General features: G+C 58.0%; 11 protein-coding genes and 1 riboswitch. Of the genes, 6 read left to right on the top strand and 5 right to left on the bottom strand.

Annotation, left to right across the window (positions count from 1 at the left end; genetic code table 11):
• Positions 1–202: 202 nt before the first annotated feature.
• Positions 203–1,099, top strand: a complete 897-nt coding sequence (gene yegS, locus V3W49_RS11315) for a lipid kinase YegS (RefSeq protein WP_500145529.1) — start codon at positions 203–205, stop codon at positions 1,097–1,099.
• A gap of 97 nt (positions 1,100–1,196) precedes the next feature.
• Here yegS and fbaB read toward each other — a convergent pair whose 3' ends face one another.
• The 3 genes from fbaB to thiM all read right to left on the bottom strand — a co-directional run bounded on the left by fbaB (position 1,197) and on the right by thiM (position 6,587).
• Positions 1,197–2,249: a class I fructose-bisphosphate aldolase gene (gene fbaB / locus V3W49_RS11310; protein ID WP_500145527.1), complete on the bottom strand. Its 1,053-nt coding sequence runs from the start codon at positions 2,247–2,249 to the stop codon at positions 1,197–1,199.
• A gap of 2,752 nt (positions 2,250–5,001) precedes the next feature.
• The gene (gene thiD / locus V3W49_RS11305; protein ID WP_500145525.1) at positions 5,002–5,802 is read right to left on the bottom strand and encodes a bifunctional hydroxymethylpyrimidine kinase/phosphomethylpyrimidine kinase; all 801 of its coding nucleotides are present in this window, start codon (positions 5,800–5,802) and stop codon (positions 5,002–5,004) included.
• Complete coding sequence (gene thiM / locus V3W49_RS11300; protein ID WP_500145523.1) at positions 5,799–6,587, bottom strand: hydroxyethylthiazole kinase; 789 nt, start codon at positions 6,585–6,587, stop codon at positions 5,799–5,801. Before thiM ends, thiD begins: the two co-directional genes overlap by 4 nt.
• Before the next feature lie 36 nt (positions 6,588–6,623).
• A riboswitch (TPP riboswitch) is annotated at positions 6,624–6,724 on the bottom strand.
• A gap of 417 nt (positions 6,725–7,141) precedes the next feature.
• Between thiM and hdcC the strand changes: the two genes are divergently transcribed.
• From hdcC to V3W49_RS11275, 5 genes are all read left to right on the top strand, one after another.
• Positions 7,142–8,494, top strand: a complete 1,353-nt coding sequence (hdcC, locus tag V3W49_RS11295; protein WP_500145521.1) for a histidine-histamine antiporter — start codon at positions 7,142–7,144, stop codon at positions 8,492–8,494.
• A 43-nt stretch (positions 8,495–8,537) separates the two neighbouring features.
• Positions 8,538–9,674 (top strand): histidine decarboxylase, encoded by a 1,137-nt coding sequence (locus tag V3W49_RS11290; RefSeq protein WP_500145519.1) that lies wholly within the window; start codon positions 8,538–8,540, stop codon positions 9,672–9,674.
• Positions 9,675–9,870: 196 nt separating this feature from the next.
• Positions 9,871–11,235 carry an amino acid permease gene (locus V3W49_RS11285; RefSeq protein ID WP_500145517.1) on the top strand — a complete coding sequence of 455 codons (1,365 nt, stop codon included), beginning with the start codon at positions 9,871–9,873 and terminating at the stop codon, positions 11,233–11,235.
• Positions 11,236–11,247: 12 nt separating this feature from the next.
• Entirely contained in the window at positions 11,248–12,516 is a 1,269-nt protein-coding gene (gene hisS, locus V3W49_RS11280) for a histidine--tRNA ligase (protein WP_500145515.1), read from the top strand.
• Between the two features lie 104 nt (positions 12,517–12,620).
• A complete protein-coding gene (locus V3W49_RS11275; protein ID WP_500145513.1) occupies positions 12,621–14,468 on the top strand; it encodes an ATP phosphoribosyltransferase regulatory subunit in 1,848 nt (615 codons plus the stop codon).
• Here the strand turns inward: V3W49_RS11275 and nepI are convergent.
• Positions 14,465–15,649, bottom strand: a complete 1,185-nt coding sequence (gene nepI / locus V3W49_RS11270; RefSeq protein ID WP_500145512.1) for a purine ribonucleoside efflux pump NepI — start codon at positions 15,647–15,649, stop codon at positions 14,465–14,467. The genes V3W49_RS11275 and nepI overlap by 4 nt on opposite strands.
• Positions 15,650–15,745: 96 nt before the next feature.
• A complete protein-coding gene (locus V3W49_RS11265; protein WP_500145510.1) occupies positions 15,746–16,198 on the bottom strand; it encodes a DUF1198 family protein in 453 nt (150 codons plus the stop codon).
• Positions 16,199–16,276 lie beyond the last annotated feature (78 nt).

The following is a 16,276-nucleotide window of genomic DNA, read 5'->3' as shown; positions in this document are numbered from 1 at the left end:
GATCACACACCGCCGCGGCTGACGGCGGTATGATCAGGATTCGAACGAAAATGAATCATCAGCGGTAACAGCAATCACCTCCTTAGGCCTGCGTAAACTCATCTTACGCAGGTTTATTTTTATCTTTATTCCTCTTCCCGGGCACCCCGTTTCGCTATACGGTAAACTTAATTTCCCGCTTGTTTGGTCCAAAGAGTCAGATATGGAAAATTCCTGCTTATCACTGATGATTATTAATGGTAAAAGCGCGGGCGACGAAGCCCTGAGAACTGCCGTTGCCGATATACGCGAAGCAGGCCAGCGGCTTGAGGTACGCGTAACCTGGGAGCATGGCGACGCCGCTCGCTACCTCAACGAAGCCGTCGCCCTTGGCGCACAAACCGTGATTGCCGCTGGCGGCGACGGCACGATAAACGAAGTTGCCACCGCCCTGGCCGATCTGAACGGCCAACAACCCGCGCTGGGCATTGTGCCGCTCGGCACCGCCAATGACTTTGCCACCAGCGCCGGTATTCCCCTTGAGGCAGACAAAGCGCTGCAACTGGCGCTGGTCGGGCGACCTTGCGCTATCGACCTGGTCAGCGTGAACGACGAAGCCTGGTTTATCAATATGGCGACAGGCGGCTTCGGCACCCGGATCACCACCGAAACCCCGGAAAAACTAAAAGCGGCCCTGGGGGGCGTCTCCTACTTTATTCACGGCCTGCTGCGGATGGATACCCTGAAGCCGGATCGCTGCGAGATTCGCGGCGAGAATTTCCACTGGCAGGGGGACGCGCTGGCGATTGGCATCGGCAATGGCCGTCAGGCGGGCGGTGGGCAACAGCTCTGCCCTGAAGCGCTCATTAACGATGGTCTGCTGCAGCTGCGCATCTTTACCGGCGAGGAACTGCTGCCCGCCCTGCTCTCGACCCTGAGCAAGCCGGAAGAGAACCCCAATATCATCGACGGCGCGTCGCCCTGGTTTGAGATTGAAGCGCCGCACGACATCACCTTTAACCTGGATGGCGAACCGCTGGCCGGGCGCAGTTTCCGCATTGAGGTTAAGCCGGGCGCGCTGAGCTGCCGTCTACCGCCAGACTGCCCGCTGCTGAAGTGATCCGGGTGTAAATGGTGGTGATACACCGCCATCCGCGCATGCTAAGAAGACAAACAGAAGAAAACGGCGCGCCACCGACACGGAGCGCGCCAGAAGATCAGGCAATGGTGACTTTTCTGTCGAGGTAAACATCCTGTACGGCGTTGATCAGCTTCACGCCGTCGGCCATCGATTTCTTAAAGGCCTTACGGCCCAGAATCAGCCCCATACCGCCAGCGCGCTTATTGATAACCGCAGTACGTACCGCATCGGACAGATCGGTTTCACCACCCGCGGCGCCGCCGGAGTTAATCAGCCCGGCGCGCCCCATATAGCAGTTAGCCAGCTGGTAACGCACCAGATCGATGGGATTATTGGTGGTCAGCTTGCTGTAGACCCGCTCATCGGTATACCCGAAGTTAACCGCCTGATAGCCGCCGTTATTCTCCGCCATCTTCTGCTTGACGATATCAGCGCCGATGGTGGCCGCCAGATGGTTAGCCTGGCCGGTCAGGTCGGCGCTGACGTGATAGTCCACGCCCTCTTTTTTAAAGGCGGGGTTACGCAGATAGGCCCAGAGTACGGTTACCATCCCCAGCTCATGGGCGCGTTCGAAGGCAGCCGAGATCTCTTCGATCTGGCGCCGGGACTCTTCGGATCCAAAATAAATAGTCGCCCCCACCGCCACGGCCCCCATATTGAACGCCTGCTCAACGCTGGCATACAGGGTCTGGTCGTACTGGGTGGGATAGCTCAGGGTTTCGTTGTGGTTCAGCTTAACCAGAAAAGGAATGCGGTGCGCATAGCGGCGCGCCACCGAAGCCAGCACGCCATAGGTGGAAGCCACACAGTTACAGCCCGCTTCAATCGCCAGTTCGACAATGTTTTTAGGATCGAAATAGAGCGGGTTGGCGGCGAACGAGGCGCCCGCCGAATGTTCCACTCCCTGGTCCACCGGCAGGATGGACAGATAGCCGGTTCCCGCCAGACGGCCGGTATTATACAGGGTCTGCATATTACGAAGTACCGCCGGGGGGCGGTTGTTATCCACCATGACGCGATCGACGTAGTCGTCGCCCGGCAGGTAGAGATTATCCGCCGGAATGGTCATACAACGGTGCTGGAGCAGTGTGTCAGCATCTTTGCCAAGTAACTGCGTAATATCAGTCATAATTCACTCCCGTAACGGCGACGGGGGCTTCCCGCCGCACCAGTTAAATCCTGACCCGCTTCACAAACGGGCGCATTAAGTCTGGTTGGTTACAACACTATTTGCCAGAACACGCAGCATTTTCAGTCAATTCCGCTGGCACGCTTCACTGCCAGTGGTGGTAATGGCTGATGCGTTTCATCGGTTAGGGAAATTGAGGGGATTCAAAACAATGTCTCTTCTTTATATCCGACCCAGGATGAGGAAAAAGGTGGCTTTGTTTCAGAAGCAAAGCGGCGGAATATGGTGATGCGGCGGGCTGTTCCGTTCATTGCCGGGAAACTCCCTCTCCCTTCAGGGAGTACGTTCCGGCGTGAGGGTGACAGGCGGCTCCGGCGCCCGGTTTCAGAATAAAACCGGCGGAATATAACGATGTAGTGGGCAGTTCCGTTCATTGCCGGGAACTCCCTCTCCCGTTTCGGGAGAGGGCCGGGATGAGGGTGACAGACGGCTACGGCGCCCGGTTTCAGAACAAAAGCGGCAGAATATGACGATGCGGTGGGCTGTTCCGTTCATTGCCGGGAAACTCCCTCTCCCTTCAGGGTGTGCGTTCCGGCGTGAGGGTGACAGGCGGCTCCGGCGCCCGGTTTCAGAACAAAACCGGCAGAATATAATGATGCGGCGGGCAGTTCCGTTCATTGCCGGGAAACTCCCTCTCCCGTTTCGGGAGAGGGCCGGGGTGAGGGTGACAGGCGGCTCCGGCGCCCGGTTTCAGAACAAAAATGGCAGAATATGGCGATGCGGTGGGTGTTCCGTTCACTTTGCGTCACTGCTTCTCTGTTAATCCACCGCGGGTGAACGGGCCAGGGGGGCTCAGTCGCCGCCTCCCTGGCAACCCGGGCTCCCCGGCGGTAAAAAACGCCGCTGACGCGGGCCCCTTCGCTTATCACTCCGGGCTTTTCGGAACGGGTAAGAGTCGCCATCCATGGCGACCTTACCCTGTCGCGACATCCTGTCGCTCCTCCGGCCCTGCGTGAACGCTGCGGCGTTTTTAAGCCGGGTGGCAACACCCTCGTCGCTTCAGACAGATTGCTCAAATACAACCAGCAATACCTTTACGGATAAGTTTGGGCTGAAGATTCAGGGCGATGACACTCTCCGGCCTGAAAATCGCCGCAGTGTTCACGTCCGGCAGGGTCAGCCCGACAGGACGTCGGGCTGAGGGCGTGCGGCACAGGGAGGTGACGTCACGCCCGACCCGTCCGGCGGACGGGAAAAGCGGAGGGGCCCGCGACAGCGGCGATTTTCACGCCGGAAAGCGGGGTTGTCAGGGGCGGCATTTGAGCCCATGACCCGTTCACCGGTTCCGCAACCGGCATAAGAGAAATCACCTTAAGGTGAACGGAACCTTCGCCAGCGCGACATATTCCTCCAGAACACGCCATAGCTGCAAAAATAGCGCAACCGGCATGATCACGTACTACAACCGCCGCCCCAGCCTTCATCTGAAAAGCCACTGGGTAGAATATGAGGATGCAGTGGGCAGTTCCGTTCACTTTGCGTGATTGCTTCTCTGCTGATTCACCGCGGGTGAACGGGCCAGGGGGCTCAGTCGCCGCTCCCCTGGCGACCCGGGCTCCCCGGCGGTAAAAAACGCCGCTGACGCGGGCCCCTTCGCTTATCCCTCCGGGCTTTTCGGAACGGGCAAGAGTCGCCTTCCCTGGCGACCTTGCCCTGTCGCGACATCCTGTCGCTCCTCCGGCCCTGCGTGAACGCTACGGCGTTTTTTAAGCCGGAACATAACACCCTCATCGCTTCAGTCTGTTTTTTCAAATCACACCAGCAATACCTTTACGGATAAGTTTGGGCAGAAGATTCAGGGCGGTGACACCCCGGCCTGAAAATCGCCGGAGTATTCACGGCAGCCAGGGTCAGCCCGACAGGACGTCGGGCTGAGGGTGTGCGGCACACGGAGGTGCCGTCACGCCCGACCCGTCCGGCTGCCGGGAATACGCAGGACAAAATTGCCGGGAGCCATTTTGAACAACGCCGCAGGCGTTGGCCCCGGGGGGCGAGGCCCAGGGACGGGCCGAGTAATCCCGAAGGGCGATTTTCACGCCGGAAAGCCAGGTTGCCAGGAGGTGGCGTTTGAGCCTCCTGACCCGTTCACCAGTTCCGGAACCGGCATAAGAGAAATCACCTTAAGGTGAACGGAACCTTCGCCAGCGCGGCATATTCCCCCGGCACACAGCACCGTCGCAAAAATAGCGCAACCGGCATGACCACGTATTACATCCGCAGCCCCAGTCTGCATTTGAAAGGCCACCTGGTAGAATATGTGATGCGGCGGGCTGTTCCGTTCACTTCAGGTAGCTGCTTCTCTGTCAATCCACCGCGGGTGAACGGGCCAGGGGGGCTCAGTCGCCGCTCCCCTGGCAACCCGGGCTCCCCGGCGGTAAAAAACGCCGCTGACGCGGGCCCCTTCGCTTATCACTCCGGGCTTTTCGGAACGGGCAAGAGTCGCCTTCCCTGGCGACCTTGCCCTGTCGCGACATCCTGTCGCTCCTCCGGCCCTTCGTGAACGCTACGGCGTTTTTTAAGCCGGGAGGCTACACCCTCGTCGCTTCAGGCTGGTTGCTCAAAAGCGACCAGCATCATTCTTTGCTGTCTCAGGGCAGAAGATGTAAGAGCAACAGGCAGCTACGGCGTAATCCTCTCCCCAGTGGGGAGCAGGACAATCACCAAATAATCTTGTAATCATATAATCAAAAAATCACCACCACGCATGAAAGTGATGCACCGGCCCATGCCCATGCCCCACCTCCAGGCTATCGGCAGCGGCCAGCGCCTGCGTCAGCCAGGCCTTGGCCTCCACCACGCTCTGAGCCCAGTCATCATAACGTGGACGCAGCGCCGCCAGCGCCGATGAAAGCGTACAGCCAGTGCCATGGGTGTTTTTGGTCCGCACCCTTGGCGCGGTAAAGCGCTGAGCGCCATCGCGAGTAAACAGCCAGTCCGGGCTTTCGGCATCGTCCAGATGGCCGCCCTTCATCAGTACCGCCTCGCAGCCCAGGGCCATTAGCGCTTCCCCCTGCAGATGCATCTCGCGTTCGCTGGTCGCCATCGGCGCTTCCAGCAGTGCCGCGGCCTCCGGCAGATTCGGGGTGATTAACGACACCCGGGGCAGCAGATGTTCGCGCAGCGCCGAAACCGCCGAAGGCGACAGCAGCGGATCGCCGCTTTTCGCCAGCATCACGGTATCCAGCACCACGACAGGCGGCTGCCAGTACGCCAGCCGCTCCGCTACCGCTTCGACAATATCGGTTTCCGCCAGCATGCCGATCTTTACCGTATCAATACGCAGATCGCTGAACACCGAGTCAAGCTGGGCCGCCACAAAATCGGGCTCGATACGATAGACCGACTGCACGCCGCGCGTGTTCTGGGCCACCAGCGCGGTTATCACGCTGGCGCCATAAGCGCCAAGCGCAGAAAAGGCTTTCAGATCCGCCTGGATACCCGCCCCGCCGCTGGGGTCGGTACCGGCAATGGTCAGGGCGTTAATGCGCTTCATGCCAGCACCTCCTCATTCAGTTGCCATAACGCATCAAGGAAGCGCGGAACAAAGCTCCCCGGCCCCTGGCTACGGGCAACGGCTATCTCCCCGGCGCGGGTCATTATCCGACAACCGGCAGCGACATTTTCCAGACGCTCGCCCGGCAGTGCGCAGCAGGCCGCCGTCAGCGCAGAAAGCGCACAACCGGTGCCCACCACCCGGGTCATCATGATATCGCCGCCGGGCACCTCCAGAATACGTTCGCCGTCGGTGATGTAATCCACCTCGCCGGTGACCGCCACCACAGCGCCGCTCTCACGGGCCAGTTGACGGGCCGCAGGCAGCGCAACCCGCGTACTGTCGGTGCTGTCGACGCCGCGTCCCCCGCCCGGCACTCCGGCCAGCGCCAGAATTTCCGATCCGTTGCCGCGAATCACAGCAGGCTGAAGCGCCAGCACTTCCCGGGCGAAGTCGCTACGTAGCGTCAGGCCGCCCACCGCCACCGGGTCAAGCACCCATGGGCGCTGCGCCCTGCGAGCGCTGTCGATGGCGGCACGCATGGCGCTGGCTCGCTCGCGGGTCAGGGTACCGATATTGATTAAAAGCGCATTCGCGATGGCGCTAAACTGCGCCGCCTCTTGTTCATCCACTACCATGGCAGGGGAAGCCCCAAGGGCCAGCAAAACGTTAGCGGTAAAGGTCTGTACCACATCGTTGGTCATGCAGTGAACCAGCGGCGATATGGTACGAAGATGATGCAGCGTCTGCAGGACGGCCCTGCTGCTCAGTGGGTCAGATTGCATGGTGAACTCCCGACCGACGCGAAGAAGTGCGATACCGGTTCGGGCATCTGACTTCCCTACGCCGGCATTATCCGGATCAGGTCAACGGGTCTTTCTCAGCCCCGCGTCCAGTCAGCGGAGCACCCCGAGTCATTGAAAATCAAAAGATTGCGATAAAGGTTTCGTTAATCGCCGATCGGGATAATACGGGTGAGAGCCCCAGGAAACAAGAGCCAACCAGCGGTTTTCCCCATCAACCTGCCCAGAAATGCCACCGGCTACGGCCGGGGCCACACTATAAAGCAGGAATAGCAAAGCGCCTGCCGGAAAGGCAGCGACCAACCGGCAGACAAACACGTTGTCGAATGGAATCCGTCACGGCTCAAAAAAAAGGGGACGGAGTCAATATCCAAATCATTGTTCAAATAACCGCCAACCTTCAGGCGGTTATTCACTGCCAGCCAGGTAAATAGTGATCATTATCAAAAATACTCCCCCCTTCCAACCTAGAATCGGCACAAAAGCACTGGTTTTAACGTTTATTTCATGTCTGTTTCTCAATAAGGAAAAATATTATGGGATCGGTTAGCTCAGGCTCAGTTCATAAAATGGGAGTGGTCGCCCTTACGCTGGTTACCGCCTCAAATATGATGGGTTCCGGCGTATTTATGTTACCCACCAACCTTGCCGGCGTTGGTTATATATCGCTGTGGGGTTGGGTGCTTACCATTGTCGGCGTCATCGCCCTGGCGCTGGTATTCGCCAAAACCAGTTTAATTACGCCGCGTACCGGCGGGATTGTGGCCTATGCCAGCGATGCATTTGGCCCGTTTATTGGTTTTCAAACCACCGTGTGCTACTGGATTAGCGCCTGGGTGGGTAATGTGGCCCTGCTGGTCGCCGGGGTAGGATATTTAAGTTATTTCTTCCCGGAATTAAAAAACCCGGTGTACAGCAGTATTGCCGCCATTGTTATTTTATGGGCCTTTATTGTGCTGGCAAGCTTCGGCGCCAGAACCGCCAGCCGCGCCCAGTCATTTACCGCAGGCTGTATGCTGTTGGTGGTATTGGGCGTCGGTGTCGTAGGCTGGTTCTGGTTCGATCCGCATATGTTCACTGAAGTGTATAACGGCACCGGCCGCAGCGACGGATCGGCGATTATCTCTGCCGCATCCATTGCGCTGTGGGGATTCCTGGGTGTTGAATCAGCGGTAGTTTCTACCGGTCAGGTGGATAATCCGGAAAAAACCGTACCCAAGGCAACGGTATATGGCCTGTTGATCGCCTCAGTCTGCTATGTGGGCAGTTGCTCGGTGATTATGGGTCTGGTGCCGCACAGTGAGCTGGTTAACTCCGCCGCCCCCTTTGCCGACGCCGCGCGCTATATGTTCGGCAACACCGCTGGCAACATTGCTTCGGCACTAAGCATTATCGCCTGCTTCGGCTCTATCTCCGGCTGGCTTATCCTGCAGTCCGAAGGCCCGCGCGCTGGCGCCCAACAGGGGCTGTTCCCGCAGTTCTTCGCCGATACCAATAAGCGCGACGTTCCCATGAAAAGCCTGATTTTCACCGGCGTACTGATGAGCCTGGTGTTAATGATGACGGCCTCCCCTAACCTGGCGAAACAGTTCGAAGTGGTCATTCTGATGTCGGTCTTCGCTTCGCTGCTGCCCTATATGTACGCCCTGATTTCCCTGCCGATCATTATGGTTTCGAAGAAATTAAATCGCGGTCGCAGCTTCATGTTTTATTGCGTGATGGTGGTTATCGGCATTATTTACAGCATCTTCGCCCTGCTGGGCTCCGGCAGCGATTCCATGTTCTGGGGCGTAGTGATGATGATGGTGACCATTCCGCTGTTCTGCTTCGTGGCCGCCGGTCGCAGCAGGAAAGGCGAGAAAGTGCTTTATCTGGATAAGAAAGTCTGAATATCAGTTGTGATTAAACGTTATGTTGAAAAGGAGAAATAAAATGACATTATCCATCGCAGATCAGAATAAACTCGATGCATTTTGGTCATATTGCGTTAAGAACCAGTATTTCAATATTGGTTATCCGGAATCCGCTGATTTCGATTACACCATTCTGGAAAGGTTTATGCGCTTTTCCATTAATAACTGCGGCGACTGGGCGGAATATTGCAACTATCTGCTGAACTCGTTCGAATTTGAAAAAGAGGTGATGGAATATTTTGCCCAGCTGTTCAAAATTCCGTTTGAGGAAAGCTGGGGCTACGTCACCAACGGCGGTACCGAAGGCAATATGTTCGGCTGTTATCTGGGGCGTGAATTATTCCCGGACGGTACCCTGTACTACTCCAAAGACACCCACTATTCGGTCGCCAAGATCGTTAAGCTGCTGCGCATTAAGTCACGGGTGGTGGAATCCCAGCCTAACGGCGAGATGGACTACGACGATCTGATGCGCAAAATCGCCGCCGACGACGAGCGGCATCCGATTATTTTCGCCAATATCGGCACCACGGTACGCGGCGCTGTCGATAATATCGCCATCATCCAGCAGCGCCTGAAGGAAGCGGGCATCGCCCGGGAAGATTACTACCTGCACGCCGACGCGGCGCTGAGCGGCATGATTCTACCCTTCGTTGACGAACCCCAGCCCTTTACCTTTGCCGACGGCATCGACTCTATCGGCGTTTCTGGCCATAAGATGATCGGTAGCCCCATCCCCTGCGGGATCGTCGTGGCACGGCGTAAAAACGTCGATTTGATCAGCGTTGAAATCGACTACATCTCAGCCCACGACAAAACCATCACTGGCTCCCGTAACGGCCATACACCGCTGATGATGTGGGAGGCGGTGCGCAGCCACACTTTCGCCGACTGGCAGCGTCGCATTCGCCACTGCCTTGACATCGCGCAGTACGCGGTCGATCGCTTCCAGGTCGCAGGCATTAACGCCTGGCGCAATAAAAACTCCATTACCGTGGTCTTCCCCTGCCCGTCGGAAGCGGTATGGAAAAAACACTGCCTGGCAACATCGGGCGACGTTGCTCACCTGATCGCTTCCGGGCACCACCTGGATACCAGCAAGGTTGACGCCTTGATCGACGATGTCATCGCCGATCTCAACGCCCGCGCGGCGTAAAAAAGGGTGGTGATTCCTCACCACCCTTCGCGCAAACGCGCCACTGGCACCAGAGCCAACCGTTACCAGTGGCGCATCCGGCTCGCTACGAGCCCCGTTCACGCTAAACGCTTTACCCGGGTAAAGCAACATCCGCAAGAGCGGCGTTCGCAACCTGCCAGTCCTTTCATCTCACTGCGTCGGGACAAAAAATGATATGGATGAAAACCGCTCAACTTCGCACCGTATGGGGTTGCTGGCGCTGACTGTCATGACGGCGTCCAATATGATGGGCAGCGGCGTCTTTATGCTGCCCACTACCCTTGGGCAAATCGGTTCAGTCTCGGTATGGGGATGGGCGCTGACCTTCCTGGTCATCCTCTGCCTGGCGCTCATCTTCAACAAGATGAACGCCCTCTTCCCACATAATGGCGGCATTATCGCCAGCATTCACTACTGTTTTGGCCCCTTTATCGGCCTGCAAATGACGCTGTTTTACTGGCTGGCCACCTGGGTCGGTAACTGCGCCCTGCTGCTGGCAGGCGTGGGCTATCTCTCTTTCTTTTTCCCCGTTCTGCGCCACCCGCTTTACGGCGCGCTGGCCTGTATTGCCCTGCTGTGGCTGGCAGTACTCCTGGGGCTGCGCGGCGCAAAGCTGGTAGGCAGAGCGCAACTTATCACCGGCGGCTGTATGGTCGCAGCCATTCTCAGCATCGGCTTACTGGGCTGGCGCCACTTCAATCTCCATATCTATCTGGATGCCTGGAATCTGAGCGGCCAGTCGGACAGCCATGCCGTGATTAATGCGGCGGTGATTTCACTGTGGGGATTTCTGGGAGTGGAGTCCGCCTCGGTTTCCCGCAGCCAGGTGAAAAAACCGGAGCGTACCGTGCCGCTGGCCACCCTGTTCGGGCTGGCCATCACCGGCCTGTGCTATGCCAGCTCCACCAACGTGATTATGGGCATTCTGCCTCATGCCACGCTGGCGGCGTCGGCCTCGCCCTTCGCCGATACCGCTCGGGCCATCTGGGGCACCGGTGCCGGAAAGCTTATCTCCGCAGCGGCCATCATCGCCTGTCTGGGCGCCATGCCCGGCTGGCAGATTCTGCAAACAGAAGTTCCCCGGGCGGCAGCGGAATCGGGCATTTTTCCTCCGATTTTCGCCCGCACGAATCGTTACGGCGTGCCCTGGGTCGCGCTGATCTTTACCGCTATCCTGATGACCCTGGTGCTGCTGATGACGCTGTCGGCGAGCCTGCAAAGCCAGTTCAGAAGCGTCATTGTTCTGGCCGTTGCGGCCAGCCTTTTTCCTTACGCTTTCGCCGCCCTGGCGCTACCCGGAATGATGGTGATGAAAGACCGCTATCGCGGCGGCGGATTTTACGGCTACTGCCTGTTGAGCCTGACCACCTTTGCATTTATTGCGGGCGCGATACTGTCCGGACAGTCGCGCGCCCTGCTGTGCGGCGTTTTGCTACAAATCGCCACAATCCCCCTTTACCTGTTGTATATCGTACGCCGGCAACGACGGGAGCAAACCACTGCCTCCCTGCTACTGCCGGCGCCTGGTTCTCATCAATAAAAAGGAATCTGTATGATCAAGTTACGCGCAATACGTGGAATGCGGGACGTGCTGCCGGATGAAACGCCCATGTGGCAATGGCTGGAGAGCAAGTTTCGCCATATGGCCTTCCGCTACGGCTATCAGGAGATGCGCCTGCCGCTGCTGGAGCCGGTAGCGCTGTTCGAACGCGCCGTCGGCGAAGCGACTGATATTGTCTCTAAGGAGATGTACAACTTTCTGGATAAGAGCGGCGAACATATCACGCTGCGCCCGGAAGGCACCAGCGGCTGCATGCGCGCCGTGCTGGAACAAAACATGTGCTACAACAAAACTCAGCGCCTGTGGTATCAGGGGCCAATGTTCCGTTATGAGCGGCCCCAGAAAGGTCGCCTGCGGCAGTTCACTCAGTTTGGAGTGGAAGCTTTCGGTATGCCAGGGGCTGATATCGACGCCGAGCTGATCTTCATGGTTCGGGATCTGTTCCACGAGCTGGGGATTCTGCCGCACGTGCGCCTGGAGATAAATTCGCTGGGTACCGCCCGGGAGCGCAGCCGGTACCGGCAGGAGTTAGTCTCCTGGTTCGAACAACACCGCGAACTGCTGGACGAAGAGAGTCTGGTTCGCCTGGAAGTTAACCCGCTGCGTATCCTCGATAGCAAAAACCCGCAAATGCAGGAGATGATTGAGCAGGCTCCGCGACTGCTTGACTACCTTGAGGAAGAATCACGCCAGCATTTCACCACGCTGTGCCAGTTGCTCGATAGCGCCGACATCCCCTGGCGCCTGAATACCCGGCTGGTCAGGGGGCTGGACTACTACACCCGAACGGTCTTTGAGTGGGTGACCGACAAGCTCGGCGCCCAGGGCACGGTCTGCGGCGGCGGTCGCTATGACGGTCTGGCCGACCTGTTCGGCGACAAACCGCTACCTGCCTGCGGTTTCGCCATTGGTATTGAGCGCCTGCTGCTGCTAATCCAGGCCATCAGCGATAAGGATAATCCCCAGTGGCACTACCGTCCTGATGTGACCATTACCAGCGAGCTGGAGGATGGCAATATCCGCGCCCTGCTGCTGGCTGAATTCCTGCGCCAGAGATGCCCGCAGCGCTATATCGCCGTAGACTGCAGCGGCGCCCGTCTTAAACGCCAGCACCAGAATGCATTGAAATCCCACGGCCAGTATATTGTGACCCTGAATCGTGATGGCACCGTCCGACTGTGGGATCTGACAAATAATCAGCAATCCGACGTCAGCGATGCCGAGCTTGCTCAAGTACTGCAGCAGATGCCGGCACGCTAAGATTTTATTTTTTAAAGGAGTGCGTCGGCCCCTGACGGCACCACCGCGCCGACGCGTTTAATAACAATAATGGCGGCCTTTCAGCCACCCGGTGAGAATTGATTATGTCCAGAAAAAAAAGACTCTTTGTGCCAGGGCTTCCTCACCTGATTAAACTGCGCGGGCATAACTATGAACCGCTTTTTAAAGCGTCTGAAGATTACGATCGTTTCCTTGAATGTCTCGATCGCGCCGGCACGCTGTACGCCGTGCAACTCTATGCCTGGTCGCTAACGCCCCAGCGCATTCTGCTACTGCTCGATGCGCCGGATAAAGAGGCGATGGGACACTTTATGCAATATATCGGGCGCAGCTACGTCCCCTGGTATAATGGCCGCTATCATCGGCGCGGCGCGCTTTGGGAAAGCCGCTACCGGAGCAGCCCGGTTGAAGCCGACGCCTGGTTTCTGCTGGTAAAGAAGTACGTCGAACATCAACACCAGGAAGCGGCTGGGCGCCACAGCTTCGCCGATACCCCGCCCGAACGGCTCAGCCTTCATCCCTGCTGGCTGCGGCTGGGCGCCACCCCCGAACAGCGAGTTCAACAATACCGCCAGTTCTGTCAACGACCTTTCAGCCCGACCGTCCTTAACCGTATCGAAACCGCGCTGGATCAGAACTGCCTGCTGGCAACGCCGCAGTTCAGCCGTTCGCTGGAGGGCGCCCTTGCCCGACCGTTACAACCACGCAGCGCCGGGCGGCCGCGTAAATATTACCGCAACCCGGTTTCCGCCTGGAGCTGGCTGGAAAGACAGGCCGGGCAGCGTCTGCAACGCTACTGCTACCGGGAAATTCGTATGCCGCTCCTGGAACGATGGGAACAGGAGTTGTCGGTCTCCCCTTTTTCCGCCGGCACCGGCGAACTCCCCCTTAATCACCAGGCTTTACTGCGCGGTGATGGAACCATGGGTTGCCTGCGTATTGTGGCAAACCACCAGGATCTCCAGAAAACCAGCAAGCTATGGTACCTGGGCACCATGTTTCGCCGCAGTCATCAGCAGAAAGAGGCGATACACTCATGCCATCAGATAGGCGTAGAAGCATTCGGCTATTCGGGGCACTGCATCGAACTGGAACAGATTGCGCTTCAGGTCGGATTTTTTCGCGACCTCCACCTCGAAAGTCAGGTAGAGCTGCGTCTGAATACGCCGGGCGCCGCTTCAGAATTCGCTGCCTTTCGCGAAGCGCTACGTTGTTACTATCATCCTGTAGCCCAGCTACTCTCCCCGGAGCAGCAGCATATTCTGCACCAGGCGCCGGAGCAGTTACTGAACGATCCGGATGTACTGCTACAGCGCATGGCAGGCAATGCGCCGCGACTGAAGAGCTTTATTTCCGATGCCTCCCGCCTGCGCTTTCGCCAGTTGTGCGACGCCCTGGATAAAATGGCGATCCCCTATACCCATGACGAAGCGCTGTTTCCGGTTAATGACTACTGCCACCTGGTATTCGAATGGCACAGCGATAAGATTCCGGCGCCCGGGCTGCTGTGCCGTGGTGGGCGATACGACCACAGCGCCAGCCAACTCACCGGGCGCGATATCTACGCCTGCGGTTTCGCATTTATGATTGAGCCGATAATGCAGTTACTGCTATGCGTACAGCGTGATACGCCCCACAGCCGCCAGGTGGATCTGGTCATTATTCCCGATCGCAACCGCGCCCACGGCAGCGCGCTGTTGCTGGGTCGTACGCTGCGCCAGAGCTTTCCGCGATTAAGTATCATCAATGACTGCTCGCAGCTAAGAACCACGACCCGACAAAAGAACGCCCGTAGCCAGGGCGCCCGATTTGTACTGATGGTCGAAGGTGATGAACAGGAAGTGAAACTTATCGATCTGCAAAGCTGGCGCTCGGTGCGTATTCCGGCCCGGAAGGTAGTGCAGGAACTGAGCGCCATGTTGATGCTTTAGGCACGTGCCCGCACTTTTGCCGCCACCAGAATCGCCGTCAGCAGCATCATTACGCCACACATCGCCGGCGGCGCCAGCAGGCCCAGATGATCGAGCCCCAGGCCACCAATTGCCGCGCCGCAGGTGTTTGCCAGTTGAATCACCGCCACCTGCACCGATCCGGCCTTTTCCGCCTGATCGGAAAGGGTGCGGGTTATCCAGGTCGACCAGCCCACCGGAATCAGCGAGAACGTAAAGCCGCTGATTATCGCCACCGCGGCAGCGACCCGTTTGTCGGCCCCCCACAGCATTAGGGCCAGTACGCTCAGCGCCAGCACCAGAGGCGCGCAGGCCAGCACGCCCCTGAGACTCAGCTTCAGGAAAGCGGAGGAGAATGAAGTACCGACAAAGCTGGCGATCCCAAAGCTCAACAGCACCAGCGTCAGGCCATCCACATCAAAGCCCGCCAGATTCATATACAGCGGGCGGATGTAGGTAAAAAAGGCGAACTGGCCGCCAAATGCCATAAATATCGCGATCATGCCCGCCAGGACGCCTGGTCTTCGCAGCACCGCAATTATATTCTGATGATGAGACGGCGCCTCACCCGGAAGTCGCGGCAGCGCCCGCCATACCCAGAAAATGCACAAAAAACCCATCAGCGCCGCGCCGTTAAACACGTTTCGCCAGCCGATAAGTCCGCCAAGAAAGCTCCCCAGCGGCGCAGCAATCACCAGCGCGATAGATACCGCCCCAAAAATCACCGACAGCGCCTTTGGAATAGTATGGCGCGGCACCAGGCGCATGGTCAGCGAAGCCGACATGGCCCAGAAACCACCCAGCGCCATCCCAAGGAAGGCTCGCCCCAGCAGCAGTAGCATAAAACTGTGAGAAAACGACACCAGCAGGCAGGAGAGCGTTAACAGCACGGCAAAAGCCAGCACCACTCTGCGACGATCGGTCTGACCGATAATCGTGGTGATAAACAGGCTGGAAAACATCGCCACAAAGGCGGTAACGGTAACCGACTGCCCTGCCAGGCCTTCACTGATATTCAGCTCCTGAGCCATCGGCGTCAGCAGACTGGCCGGCAGGAACTCAACGGTAATCAGACAGGCGACGCAAAAGGCCACGGCAAAAACGGCGGACCAGTTGGCGCGAATCACCTCAGCGGCTCCCGATGTCTGCGCGGTATCAGGCATTCAATGACCTTCACTAATAACGAATGTAAGGCCACGCAGTGTAACATCAAACTGTGACAAACCTAACAGTTTACTAACAAAGCCGCCCCTTACGGCTCAATGCAGCCAGCTTACGCCGGCCTGGTCGGCGAACCGCGCGTTATAGCGGCTCTGGAATAACTGAAGCTCCTGCATATCCGGCTCCAGCTCACGCAAGAAGCCCATCGCCTGACGCAACTGGGCATCGCTCAGGGGCGCCGCCAGCCGCGCTTTCTGCAACCTGCGATGCCAGATCGCCAGATTATCATCGCTGCCGTCGACAACACAGATCTGCCAGACCAGCAGCGTCGCGGCGGCTCCCTGTAGATGCGCCTCGTCGGGACGAGACAGCCAGGCGATAAATTCCGCTCCGGCCTGCCTGCCCATCTGATCGATCATCGACTCGATTGGCACCGGCGTAATACCCAGCCGCTCGCTCAGTCGCTTTACCGCACGTCGTGAATCAGAGGTCAACACCCTGAAGCCAATAACGAAAACCACAACCAGAGTGGCCAGCATCAACCAAATCATTTAGTTACCCGTTTTCTGTCAGGGGCAATATCATAGGGGAAAGCGCGCCGGGGCGACAGCTGGCGAACGGGAAAAACC

Origin of the sequence: Rosenbergiella sp. YN46, from assembly GCF_036620675.1 — a bacterium.
GTDB lineage: Bacteria > Pseudomonadota > Gammaproteobacteria > Enterobacterales > Enterobacteriaceae > Jejubacter.
This window is presented reverse-complemented; position numbering and strand designations above follow the sequence as displayed.